At 31.6% G+C, this 12,125-nt stretch carries 10 protein-coding genes; 6 read left to right on the top strand and 4 right to left on the bottom strand.

Features of this window, described 5'->3' with window-relative positions; all coding sequences use genetic code 11:
• Positions 1-399 carry a sugar 3,4-ketoisomerase gene (locus ACFSX9_RS04560; RefSeq protein WP_379804985.1) on the top strand — a complete coding sequence of 133 codons (399 nt, stop codon included), beginning with the start codon at positions 1-3 and terminating at the stop codon, positions 397-399.
• On the opposite strand, the gene ACFSX9_RS04555 is transcribed toward ACFSX9_RS04560, so the two are convergent.
• The 3 genes from ACFSX9_RS04555 to ACFSX9_RS04545 are packed head-to-tail and all read right to left on the bottom strand — an operon-like array spanning position 389 to position 2,971.
• Complete coding sequence (locus tag ACFSX9_RS04555) at positions 389-1,351, bottom strand: glycosyltransferase family 2 protein (protein ID WP_379804982.1); 963 nt, start codon at positions 1,349-1,351, stop codon at positions 389-391. The genes ACFSX9_RS04560 and ACFSX9_RS04555 overlap by 11 nt on opposite strands.
• A complete protein-coding gene (locus tag ACFSX9_RS04550) occupies positions 1,348-2,085 on the bottom strand; it encodes a class I SAM-dependent methyltransferase (protein ID WP_379804980.1) in 738 nt (245 codons plus the stop codon). The genes ACFSX9_RS04555 and ACFSX9_RS04550 overlap by 4 nt, the downstream gene beginning before the upstream one ends.
• Position 2,086: 1 nt before the next feature.
• Entirely contained in the window at positions 2,087-2,971 is an 885-nt protein-coding gene (locus ACFSX9_RS04545) for a glycosyltransferase family 2 protein (RefSeq protein WP_379804978.1), read from the bottom strand.
• Between the two features lie 38 nt (positions 2,972-3,009).
• On the opposite strand from ACFSX9_RS04545, the gene ACFSX9_RS04540 reads away from it, so the two are divergent.
• Positions 3,010-3,834, top strand: a complete 825-nt coding sequence (locus ACFSX9_RS04540; protein ID WP_379804975.1) for a 2OG-Fe(II) oxygenase — start codon at positions 3,010-3,012, stop codon at positions 3,832-3,834.
• Here the strand turns inward: ACFSX9_RS04540 and ACFSX9_RS04535 are convergent.
• Positions 3,831-4,514, bottom strand: coding sequence for a cell division ATP-binding protein FtsE (locus ACFSX9_RS04535; RefSeq protein WP_379804972.1), 684 nt, complete (start codon positions 4,512-4,514; stop codon positions 3,831-3,833). The genes ACFSX9_RS04540 and ACFSX9_RS04535 overlap by 4 nt on opposite strands.
• A 188-nt stretch (positions 4,515-4,702) precedes the next feature.
• On the opposite strand from ACFSX9_RS04535, the gene ACFSX9_RS04530 reads away from it, so the two are divergent.
• The 4 genes from ACFSX9_RS04530 (at position 4,703) to asnB (ending at position 12,124) form a co-directional block, all read left to right on the top strand.
• Positions 4,703-7,714 carry a tetratricopeptide repeat protein gene (locus ACFSX9_RS04530; RefSeq protein WP_379804969.1) on the top strand — a complete coding sequence of 1,004 codons (3,012 nt, stop codon included), beginning with the start codon at positions 4,703-4,705 and terminating at the stop codon, positions 7,712-7,714.
• A gap of 54 nt (positions 7,715-7,768) precedes the next feature.
• The gene (locus ACFSX9_RS04525; protein WP_379804966.1) at positions 7,769-9,526 is read left to right on the top strand and encodes a TonB-dependent receptor; all 1,758 of its coding nucleotides are present in this window, start codon (positions 7,769-7,771) and stop codon (positions 9,524-9,526) included.
• 224 nt (positions 9,527-9,750) lie between these two features.
• Positions 9,751-10,200, top strand: coding sequence for a hypothetical protein (locus ACFSX9_RS04520; protein ID WP_379804963.1), 450 nt, complete (start codon positions 9,751-9,753; stop codon positions 10,198-10,200).
• Positions 10,201-10,429: 229 nt separating this feature from the next.
• Positions 10,430-12,124, top strand: coding sequence for an asparagine synthase B (asnB, locus tag ACFSX9_RS04515; RefSeq protein ID WP_379804960.1), 1,695 nt, complete (start codon positions 10,430-10,432; stop codon positions 12,122-12,124).
• Position 12,125 lies beyond the last annotated feature (1 nt).

The raw sequence follows: 12,125 nt of genomic DNA, 5'->3' as shown, positions 1-12,125 counted from the left end.
ATGAATATAAAAATAGTACAAATCCCAAAAATAGAAGATCCAAGAGGAAATCTTTCTGTAATTGAAAAGAACGTAATTCCTTTTGAATTTAAACGCGTTTACTACTTATATGATGTGCCAACTGGTGCAGAAAGAGGTGGACATTCACATATTGAGCAGCAAGAGTTTTTAATTGCACTTTCTGGAAGTTTTGACGTTGTTTTAAATGATGGGACTCACCAAAAAACCATCCCTCTTAATAGACCTTTTGAAGGATTATTAATCCATAATGGTATTTGGAGAGAACTCAAAAACTTTTCCTCTGGAGCCGTTTGTCTAGTCGTCGCTTCTGATGTTTTTTGTGAAGAAGATTATGTCAGAGATTTTGAAGAATTTATCAAATCAACTCTTATTTCTTAATAATATTGGTGTACAAATAAAAGTAAAATGAACTATTTTTTATTTTTCTCATTCCGTTATATAGTAGAATTAGAAACGAATTAGGCATTTTTAACAATATTTTTGTTTTAAAGTCTAATAGTTTTTGATCAATTTCAGAATAATAAAATTTGAATTTGTCAATATCGTTTACTAATTTGTGCTTTAAGGCATAAATTGTACGTTGTACATTTAAAAATTTATGTAAAGATGGATTATTCTTCTCTTCTTTTTTAAATTTATCTAACTTTGGGAAAGTGCGTTTTTTGGTATTAATGGAACTTATTTTAGAAGAACTTTCCATAATATATTGGGCCGAAACAACAGTAGTAAATGCAATTTTATAGCGCAATGCAATTCGCATCCATAAATCTGTATCTTCTCCTGCGCCAAGTGTAATTTTCTCATCAAAATTACCAACAGTTGCAAAAATAGCTTTGGGAATTAAAGCAGCACTTGTCCAAACCAAATGATATTCTAAACTACTTATGAAATAATCTACAACAATTCCTTGCCAATTTTCTGCGGGAATATCTTTAAATTTCGGTTTTATGATTTTATTTTCATTGAAATAAAACTCATAATTGGTAGCGTAAATTCCGCAATTTGGATAATTATTAACTAATGCTACAAGATTTTGCAAATGATTAGGAAACCAAATATCATCAGCATCTAAAAATGCAATATAAGTTCCAGTTGCTTTATCGATACCTAAATTTCTAGCTTGAGAAACTCCTCTGTTTTCCGTCTTAAAATACTTTATTTTTTCAGATTGAAATTTTAGAATTTCAACTTCTGAAGCATCAGTTGAACCATCGTTAATGATGATTATTTCATAAGCAGTAAACGTCTGACTAAAAATACTTTTTAGCGTGTCTTCAATACATTTATCCTTATTATAAACAGGAATTACTATTGAAATTTGTGGATTCATTCTTTGTGACAAATTAAAATAGTTTCGTTAGTTTCTAATCCTAGATAATATTCTTCTTTATCAAATTTTCGAATTTCCACATTAAAACCTTCATTTTCTAGGCGATTTTTTAAGCCATCAATACTATAAAATCTAACATGATCTTCTTGTCCAAAATGAATTTTGCGTTCTTCAGGATCAGTTATTGAATAATCTTCATAAATTTCGCCGTCTTTAAAAGGAGTTTGAATTAATGCTTTTCCTCCATTTTTAAGGATTCGAAAAAGTTCTTGCATCGCTTTTTTATCGTTTTCAATATGTTCTAAAATATGATAACAGATAATCAAATGGATACTTTTGCTTTTTAAGTCGATATTGGTAATGTCAAAAGAATAATCAGCTATAAATTCATTTTCAAAATCAGTACTTATGTAATTTATTTTTTTATTATTTTTTAATTTTCGAAACAAAACACGAGAAGGCGAAAAATCTAAAATAGTAGTGTTATTTATAATAAATTCTTGATCTAAAAGTTGCCACAATCGTCTGTTACGTTGAATGCTTCCACAGTTGGGACAAATAAGATGATTATGATTCTTTAAAAACTGTTTTACTTTCTTTTTACAAATACTACATTCATGATTATTACCTTTATAAAACAAATGGTAGTGTAAATTACGAAGCCAAACTTCGTTTTTTAAAATGAAATTTTTCGGAATTATTTGAAATAAATTTTTCTTTATTTTTGTATACATTTTAATTTTCTAAACTACAAATATAACCCAATCGGTATAAGTCAAAATAGAACAAATTTGGTTTTTCTGCTATTATTTTGTTTTTCATATATTTCTCGCTCCATTTGAATAGAATTTTCGCAACAAAAAGAAGTTTTATTTTTTTTAAAATTGAATAATAGCGCAATAAACTATTTATTTCCGAACCTTTTTTATCGTTTGATAAAATTTGTTTTCTTGCTGTCACACTTTCTAAAGATTTAGTGAAAAATACTTCATTTTCTTCCAAACCATTATGAAAGATACCATTATCAATATGTAATGCCTTTATGTTCTTGGTATAGAGTTGATGGGAAAATATATTATCCAAACCATATAAATTGTCAGATTTTTTATAATTATTTTCCAAAAAAATATTTTTACAAATCAGCATATTTCCCGAGAAAACGAAACCATATGGGTTTTTGTTTCTGATTGAAGCTTCTTTTTCTTCTCTATCTTTCCCGTAATAATAGCGTAATGATTTTGACTCTTCTGGAATAACCGTAACATATTTATAACCTCCGAAGATGACAGTATTTTCTAATTTGTCAACCATTTTACTATAATTTGATAAAAAAGCCTTTTTTTCAGGAAAAACATCCGCATCTAAAAATAATAAATTATTAAATGTCGCTTTTTTTGCTAATAAATTTCTTGTCGCTGTGCGACCAATATTTGTTTCATTTTTTAGATAATAACAATTTTCAAGTTCCTTTATTTTTTGATTTTCAGCTAAAAAAAGAGAACTTGAATCATCTAAAACAATGATTTCATAAGGAAGAGTTAGTAGATCAGCTTGACTTTTTAATTCCAAAATAAGAGGTGAAACGGAATAATTATATGTTGGAATTAATATGGATAACATTTTGAATAAATTTAACTAATTTTATAAAAATTTTCAGGATGACTAAAAAACAGCTCGCTGACATTATATTTTCAAAAATAGAGAAAAACAAGGAGATTGTAGCGGAACAATTCAAGAATTCTAAAAATGAAATTGGTTTTTTTTTTATTGATGATCTTTTGCCCCAAGACTTAGCCCTTCAAATTCATGAAAGCTTTCCCAGAACAGCTGAAATGGTCTTGAAAAAAAGTATTCGGGAAGATAAATTTGTTGCTGCTCAAATGAATTTATATGCTCCAATTTTGGAAAATATTATATATGCATTTCAAGATGAACGCATTGTTAAGCTGATTGCTGAAGTATGCAATATTAGTCAGGCCTTTCCCGATGAAAAATTATATGCTGGAGGTATTTCATTAATGGGGTATAAACAATTTTTAAATCCTCATTTAGATAATTCACACGATAAAGAACGAAATAGATGGCGTGTTTTAAATCTTTTATATTATGTAACACCAGATTGGAAATTAGAAAATGGTGGAAATTTAGAACTGTGGCCAATTGGACTTTCAGAAAAACAGATTACCATTGAAAGTAGGTTTAATAGGTTGGCAGTAATGGCTACCCATAACAAGTCGCTACACTCTGTTTCACCAATTGTTGTAGATAAGGAACGCAAATGTGTATCAAATTATTATTTTTCTGATGTCCCGTTAGAAAAATTTGATACTTTTCATGTAACTTCATTTAGAGGTAGACCTGAAAATAAATTTATAGATTTGGTATTACAAACTGATACTTGGTTGCGAATGAATTTGAGAAAAGTTTTCAAAAAAGGAGTTAAAGAAAATCCTCACTATTACAAAAAAGATTCTCAGAGTTAAACCACTCTTTGAACTACTTCAAAAATCTTTCCTTCGTCAAATTTCAATGTTTTTGAAGGATATTTTAAAACCAAAGCGTAATCGTGCGTTGCCATTAAAATAGTTTTTCCGTTTTCATGGATTTTTTTAAGCACTTCCATAATTTCTATGCTGGTTTGTGGATCTAAATTTCCTGTTGGCTCATCCGCTAAAATTAATTCGGGATCGTTTAATAAAGCTCTGGCAATACCAATACGCTGTTGTTCACCTCCAGAAAGTTGGTGAGGCAATTTTGAAGCAAATCCTTTCATACCAACTTTATCTAAAACTTCTTCAATTTTCAGTTCCATTTCTGCTTTTTCAGCCCATCCGGTAGCTTTTAATACAAAAAGCAAATTCTCTTTTATACTACGATCTGGCAATAATTTAAAATCTTGAAAAACAATTCCTAATTTTCTTCTCAGGTACGGAATTTCTTTTTCTTGTAAAGTTGCTAAATTATAATCGACTATATTTCCTTCGCCTTGGGTTAATGCTAAATCAGCGTAAAGCGTTTTTAGAAAACTACTTTTTCCCGAACCTGTCCTACCAATTAAATAGATAAACTCTCCTTTTTGAACTTCGATATTTACATCGGTTAAAACTGGATTTTTTTCTTGATAAATAGTTGCGTTTTTTAAAGATAGAACTGCTTCTGACATAGTGAATTTGTATTTTGAAATGTAAAAGTAAGAACTTATGATTCGGTATCAAAATTTTAAATGATAATACCTAAAAAATTGCAACTCTCGTTAAAAACTATGTTTAAAAGTAGTACAATAATATGTTAAGTTGCTTCGTTTATAGTAGGAATAAGCCTTATATTTGGAACTTATAATAAACGAATAACATGATAAAGTATTTAAAACTTTCCTTTTTAATAGTTTTCTTTTCTGGAACTCTTTTTGCACAACAATCCGCTGTTTACACACACGACTTAACCGAATTTAATCGTGCTGTTGAATTATATAAAGACAAGCAATATCAAGCGTCTCAAATTTTGTTTGACAAAGTTAAAACGAAGACTCAAAATCAGGAAGTTGAGGCAGATTGTGCGTATTATATCGCAAACTGCGCAATCCGTTTGAACCAAATGGGCGCCGATGTTTTAGTCGAAGAATTTGTAGAGGAATATCCTACAAGTACCAAAACAAATCAAGCTTATATTGAAGTAGCACATTACTATTTTGACGAAGGGAATTATCCAAAAGCTATCGAATGGTTTGATAAAGCTGATGCTAGTTCTATGTCATTTGCTGATAAAGAAAAATACAATTTTCAGAAAGGATATGCCTATTTCACCATAAAAAACAACAAAGAAGCTGTCAAATACTTTAATATGGTTGTCAATTCTAAAACTTTTGGTAGTCAAGCTAAATACTATTTAGGTTTTATGTCTTATGAAACGGATGATTATAAAAGTGCGAATGAATATTTCGAACAAGTTTCAGACCAGGATAAGTACAAAGAAAAAATGGGCTATTTCCAAGCCGATATGAATTTTAAATTGGGAAATTTTCAAAAAGCAATCGATTTAGGTGAAGGTCAAATGCCAAAATCTAGAGCCGACGAAAAAAGTGAACTATCTAAAATTATTGGTGAAAGTTATTTCAACTTGAAGCAATATGATAAAGCATTACCTTATTTATTAGCCTATAAAGGAAAAAAAGGAAAATGGAATAATACTGATTTCTATCAGCTAGGTTATACGTATTACCAACAAAAAGATTACGAAAACGCAATTACGCAATTCAATAAAATTATTGATGGAAATGATGCTGTAGCTCAAAATGCTTATTATCATTTAGCTGAAAGTTATTTGAACACTAATAAGAAGCAACAAGCTTTGAATGCCTTCAAAAAAGCTTCGGAAATGCAGTTTGATGTGAAAATTCAGGAAGATGCTTCTTTAAATTACGCTAAACTGAGTTATGAAATTGGGAATCCATACCAATCTGTTCCTGAAATCATGAATGCTTATTTAGCTAAATATCCGAATTCTGCCAGCAAACAAGAAATCAATACCTTGTTAATTAGCTCTTACATTACTTCTAAAAATTATAAAGAAGCTCTAGTATTGTTAGAAAAAAGTAAATCGCCTGAAAATAAGTTGGCTTATCAAAAAGTAACTTTCTACAGAGGTTTAGAATTATACACAGATGGAGATTATAAAGGTGCTTACGGATTATTCAAGAAGTCTCTGGCTGAAAATAAAGATAAAAAATTTACAGCAAGAGCTACTTTTTGGAAAGGAGAAACAGAGTATAGTTTAGACCAATTCGAAGAATCAAAATTAAGCTTTTTACAATTCTTAAACAGTTCAGAAGCTCCAAATACACCTGAATATAGTAATGCGAATTATAATTTGGCGTATGCTTATTTCAAATTGAAAGATTACGATAATGCAATTAAGAGATTCGATGATTATACGGTTTCTAGTAAAGATGATAAGGTAAGACTAACCGATTCTTATTTGCGCTTGGGAGATTGTAACTTCATCTCAACAAAATATTGGCCTGCAATGGATGCTTACAACAAAGCAATCGATATGAAAAGTGTGGATGCAGATTACGCGGCGTTTCAAAAAGGAATTAGCTACGGATTTGTAAGTAAACCAGATAAAAAAATTGAAGATTTAGAGAAGTTTGCAAAAACGTATCCTACGTCACAATATGCAGATGACGCTTTGTATGAATTAGGAAATACCTATGTGAACCAAAGCCAAACAGATAAAGCGATTGCGACTTATGACAAATTAATTAATGGCTATAAATCTAGTTCGTATGTTGCAAAAGCAATTTTGAAACAAGGATTAATTTACTACAACGGAAACAAAACGCAACCGGCGTTAGTCAAATTTAAAAAAGTTGTAGCAGAATTTCCAAATTCGCCTGAATCAATTGAAGCAGTTTCAACAGCGCGTTTGATTTATGTTGATAATGGAAAAGTTGACGAATATGCAGATTGGGTAAAAACACTTTCATTCGTAGAGGTTTCAAATGCAGATTTAGATAATGATACTTACGAATCGGCTGAAAAACAATATTTACAGAATAATTCAAAATTAGCCATTTCGGGATTTACAAGTTATGTGAGCAAATTTCCAAATGGATTACATGCTTTGAAAGCAAATTTCTATTTGGCGCAATTGTACTTTGCTGATAATTTAGAAGCGAATTCAGTAAAACATTATGATTTTGTAGTAGTAAAACCAAGAAATGAATTTACCGAGCAAGCTTTAGCAAGATTATGTCAGGTACATTTAAAAGTTAAGAATTATGACAGTGCAATTCCAGTTTTAAAACGATTAGAAGCTGAAGCTGAATTCCCGCAAAATAGAATGTATGCGAAGTCGAATTTGATGAAATCATACTATGAGAAACAAGATTATTCAAATGCTGTAGTTTATGCTGATAAAGTTTTAGCAAACGATAAAGTGGATGATCGTATTAAGAGTGATGCGCAAATTATTGTGGCACGTGCCGCTGTGAAAACAAATGATGAAGCGAAAGCTAAAGAAGCTTATGCTAATTTAAATAAGATTGCAAAAGGAGAACTTAAAGCGGAAGCCTTATATTATGATGCTTATTTTAAAAACAAAGAAGAAAAATACGATGCTTCTAACAAAGTAGTGGAGAAAATCGCAACGGATTATTCTGGCTATAAATATTTTGGAGCAAAAGCTTTAGTGCTAATGGCAAAGAATTATTATCAGTTGAATGACAGTTTTCAAGCTACAGAAATTTTGAAAAGTATAATTGACAACTTCTCAGAATACGCAGATGTAGTTGAAGAGGCTCAGAAAGAATTAGCTGTTGTTAAAGGAGAGGAAGCAAAACGAAATTCATCAATCACAAAATAATCACCTTATTTCATTGTCGTGCTTCATTAATTGTTGCATTTAAATATTCAGAATATGAACAAATACAAAATATATTTTTCCGTTTTAATAGTTTTCACAATGTTCCAGTTTTCGTTTTCTCAGAAGAAAGATGAAAATATTGGTTCTGAAGTGGTAAACATTGTTAAACCTTACACGCCTACTATTTCCGATGCTTTTAAAGTCAAAGAAACACCTGTGTTAGAAGATGAAGAAGAGCAAAAGAAAGAACCAATCCAATATAACATTTTCTCGTTTCCGGTAGCTTCCACTTTTACTCCAGCTAAAGGAAAAGCAGCAGGAGTTGATAAAACTGAGAAAGAAAAATTATACAACAACTATGCAACTTTAGGTTTTGGGAATTATCCAACGATCAATGCAGAATTATTTATTACTCAGAATTTAAGCCGAAGCAATTATGTAGGTGGAATGTTGCGTCATTTATCTTCTCAAGGAGGAATTAAAGATTTGCAACTAGATGATAAATATGGAACTACTAGCTTAGATTTAACGTATGGTGTGCGTGAGCGCGATATGAGTTGGAATGTAGATTTAGGCGTAAAAAACCAAGTCTATAACTGGTATGGTTTACCATCAGAAAATATCTTTTTTGATGATGCAACGATTGGAGGAATTGATTCGAAACAAAGCTATAACACAATTGCATTAGGTGGGAAATTAGGTTTTAAAGATGGAATATTTAAGGAAGCGTCAATGCAGTTTAAACGTTTTTCAGACGGATATAGTTCAGGTGAAAATCGCTTTTTTATCAAGCCAGATTTTGACTTTGAAGTAATGAGTCAGAAAATTAAGGCTGATTTAGTTGTGGATTACGTGGGTGGTTCATTTGCGAGAATGTTAGATGTAGATTCGGAATTAAAATACAGTACAATTATTGCGGGAATTAAACCAAGTATCTTATATCAGCAAGATGATTTATCGGTTCAACTTGGTGCTGGAGTCTTTTATGCAACGGCTAAAGTAAATGGTGAAAGTGATGGTAAGATTTTTGTTTATCCAAACATTAAAGCCTCTTATAAATTAGTGGGAGATATTTTAATCGCTTATGCTGGTGCAGAAGGAAGTTTGCAACAAAATTCGTATGCTGATTTCGTGGAGGATAATGCATTTATTTCACCAACGATTTCCGTTTCGCCTACAGATAATAAATATGATATTTATGCGGGTTTAAAAGGTAAGTTAGCGAATTCGGTTGCTTTCAATGTAAGAGCTTCGTATTTGAATCAGGATGATAAAGCAATGTTTGTTAGTAATGAATTCGACCCAGCTTATGCTAACACGGAAGGTTACGCTTACGGTAATTCATTTGGTGTAGTTTATGATAATGTAAAAACGTTAAGTCTTTTCGGAGAGTTAAAAGCAGATTTTTCTAAAACAGTTTCATTTGGCGTAAATGCAACGTATAATAACTTTACTACAGACAGACAAGCAGAAGCATGGAATTTGCCACAATTAAAAGTTGGAACTACAATTGATTTTGACATTAATGAAAAATGGTATGCGGGCGCTAATGTGTTCTTTGTTGGAGAAAGAAAAGACATGATTACCGTTCAAGACGACATGGCAATAATCCCAGCAACGTTTACACAAAAAGTGCAAAATTTAGACAGTTATTTTGATTTGAATGCACACGTAGGTTATAAATACAACGCAAGATTAACTGGATTTTTAAAAGCGAATAATTTAGCAAACCAACAATATAACCGTTGGACAAATATGCCAGTTCAGGGAATTCAAATACTTTTAGGAGCGAATTATAAATTTGATTTCTAGGAAATTATAAGATAAAGTAAGAGAATGAGGCACAAAGAATATTATTATTCTTTGTGCCTTTTTTTTAAGGGTTATTTTCGTGACAATTCTTACAATATATAAAACAATTCTGCGTTAACATCTTCATAACAAAATCATCAAGTTGTAAATAGATATTTCTGTAGCATAAAAAATACTATATAAAAGTTAGAGTATCAACTTCTTCGTCCCAAAATACTATGGTTATGACATTTAAACAAAAGATAAAAGTAGAGTATCAAAATCTTTTATCAGAAAAGATTCAAGAGTTGCGTTTTATGATTTCTGATTTAGCACGAGATGCACAAAATGATGCTAAAGGTTCGGCAGGAGACAAACATGAAACAGCTTTGGCGATGATGCATTTGGAACAAGAGAAACTCAATCATAAATTAGCCGAAAATCTGAATCAAAAGGCATTAATTGACAAAATTGACACAAATGCTAAGCACAATAAAGTAGCGTTAGGAAGTTTGGTTCAAGCTAATGGCATGTGGTTTTATATTAGTGGAGCCATGCCTAAAATCCAAATTGATGAGATTGCTATAATAGCAGTTTCCTCAGAATCTCCTTTAGGAAGTCAATTGATGGGAAAAGGAGGTGGCGATGTGGTCCAAATAAATTCCAATGTTTTCCAGATTAAAGCTATAGAATAAAAACACACAACCACTCATTAGGGTGGTTTTTTTATGATTTGTAACCAAAACAAATTAAAATCATTCTTTTTGACTGCATATTTAATCTAAAAGCTGTTTTTTAGTTGTTATTTATAACTAATAATTGATTTATGGTTTCGTACTTAAACTTAATTACTCAATTTTGTTGAAGATTTAAACGGTTAGTTACATAATCCTTTAAACTAAGAAACTTAAAAATATAGGAATTATGTGTGGGATAGTATGTGCATTCGATTTGAAACAAAAAGCAACAACTTTAAGACCAAAGGTTTTAGAAATGTCTAAGAAACTTCGTCATCGAGGACCAGATTGGAGTGGAGTTTATAGTGATGAAAAAGCTATAATGGCTCACGAACGTTTAGCTATTGTAGATCCGGCTTCTGGGAAACAACCTTTGGTATCAAAAGATAAAAGTTTAGTGTTAGCTGCAAATGGCGAAATATACAACCATCGTGAATTGAGAAAACAATTCGAAGGGAAATACGAATTTCAAACCGAAAGTGATTGCGAAGTTATTTTAGCTTTATACCAAGAAAAAGGTGTCAATTTTACAGATGAAATGAATGGAATTTTTGGCTTCGCGATTTATGATGTTGTAAAAGACGAATATTTTATTGCGCGTGATCATATGGGAATTATACCTTTATATATAGGATGGGATGAACACGGAACATTTTTTGTTGCATCCGAATTAAAAGCATTGGAAGGTATTTGTACTAAAATTGAGTTATTTCCGCCCGGACACTATATGTCGAGTAAAGACGGAGAATTTGTGCAATGGTACAAAAGAGAATGGACGGAATTTGAAGCTGTTAAAGAAAACGAAACTAGTATTACTGCAATTAAAGAAGCGTTAGAAGCTGCGGTAAAAAGACAATTAATGAGCGATGTGCCTTATGGCGTATTACTTTCGGGCGGATTAGATTCTTCTATTACTTCGGCTATTGCCAAAAAATATGCGCAGAAACGAATTGAAAACGACGGAAAATCAGATGCTTGGTATCCGCAATTGCATTCTTTCGCAGTTGGTTTAGAAGGTTCGCCTGATTTGGCTGCAGCCCGAAAAGTCGCAGATCATTTAGCAACCATTCATCACGAAATAAAATTCACCATTCAAGAAGGATTAGATGCTATTAAAGATGTGATTTATAACATTGAAACCTATGATGTAACTACAATTAGAGCTTCGACACCAATGTATTTGATGGCAAGAGTAATCAAATCAATGGGAATTAAAATGGTGCTTTCGGGAGAAGGTTCGGATGAATTATTTGGCGGTTATTTATATTTTCATAAAGCACCAAACGCACAAGAATTTCATGAAGAAACAGTTCGTAAATTGGGTAAATTGCATATGTACGATTGTCTTCGTGCCAACAAAAGTTTAGCCGCTTGGGGAATTGAAGGTCGTGTACCATTTTTGGACAAAGAATTTATGGATGTTGCCATGAGAATCAACCCACAAGATAAAATGATTAACGGTGAGCGCATGGAGAAATGGGTTTTGCGAAAAGCTTTTGAAGACATGTTGCCAGAAAGTGTGGCTTGGCGCCAAAAAGAACAATTCAGTGACGGTGTTGGTTACAGCTGGATTGATACCTTGAAGCAAGTCGTTGCAAAAGAAGTTTCGGATGAACAATTAGCTAGCGCGAAATATAAATTTCCAATTCAAACACCAACATCTAAAGAAGAGTATTACTACCGTTCGATTTTTACGGATCATTTTCCAAGTGATGCAGCAGCTTTAAGTGTTCCGCAAGAAGCGAGTGTGGCTTGCAGTACAAAAATTGCGTTAGAGTGGGATGAAGCTTTTAAAAACATGAACGATCCATCCGGAAGAGCGGTTGCAAATGTTCATGCTGATGCTTATCAAAAAGAAGTAGCATTTCAAGAGGCAATTTAAG

This window comes from Flavobacterium ardleyense (genome assembly GCF_042686085.1).
GTDB classification, from domain to species: domain Bacteria; phylum Bacteroidota; class Bacteroidia; order Flavobacteriales; family Flavobacteriaceae; genus Flavobacterium; species Flavobacterium ardleyense.
Note: the sequence above shows the minus strand (reverse complement) of the source record. Positions and strands in the feature narration are given on the sequence as shown.

Excerpts from the sequence above, each read along its gene's own strand:
- ACFSX9_RS04540 (WP_379804975.1), top strand. The coding sequence starts at position 3,010 with ATGACTAAAAAACAGCTCGCTGACATTATATTTTCAAAAATAGAGAAA.
- ACFSX9_RS04555 (WP_379804982.1), bottom strand. The coding sequence starts at position 1,351 with ATGAATCCACAAATTTCAATAGTAATTCCTGTTTATAATAAGGATAAA.
- asnB (WP_379804960.1), top strand. The coding sequence starts at position 10,430 with ATGTGTGGGATAGTATGTGCATTCGATTTGAAACAAAAAGCAACAACT.
- ACFSX9_RS04545 (WP_379804978.1), bottom strand. The coding sequence starts at position 2,971 with ATGTTATCCATATTAATTCCAACATATAATTATTCCGTTTCACCTCTT.
- ACFSX9_RS04525 (WP_379804966.1), top strand. The coding sequence starts at position 7,769 with ATGAACAAATACAAAATATATTTTTCCGTTTTAATAGTTTTCACAATG.
- ACFSX9_RS04560 (WP_379804985.1), top strand. The coding sequence starts at position 1 with ATGAATATAAAAATAGTACAAATCCCAAAAATAGAAGATCCAAGAGGA.
- ACFSX9_RS04520 (WP_379804963.1), top strand. The coding sequence starts at position 9,751 with ATGACATTTAAACAAAAGATAAAAGTAGAGTATCAAAATCTTTTATCA.
- ACFSX9_RS04535 (WP_379804972.1), bottom strand. The coding sequence starts at position 4,514 with ATGTCAGAAGCAGTTCTATCTTTAAAAAACGCAACTATTTATCAAGAA.
- ACFSX9_RS04530 (WP_379804969.1), top strand. The coding sequence starts at position 4,703 with ATGATAAAGTATTTAAAACTTTCCTTTTTAATAGTTTTCTTTTCTGGA.
- ACFSX9_RS04550 (WP_379804980.1), bottom strand. The coding sequence starts at position 2,085 with ATGTATACAAAAATAAAGAAAAATTTATTTCAAATAATTCCGAAAAAT.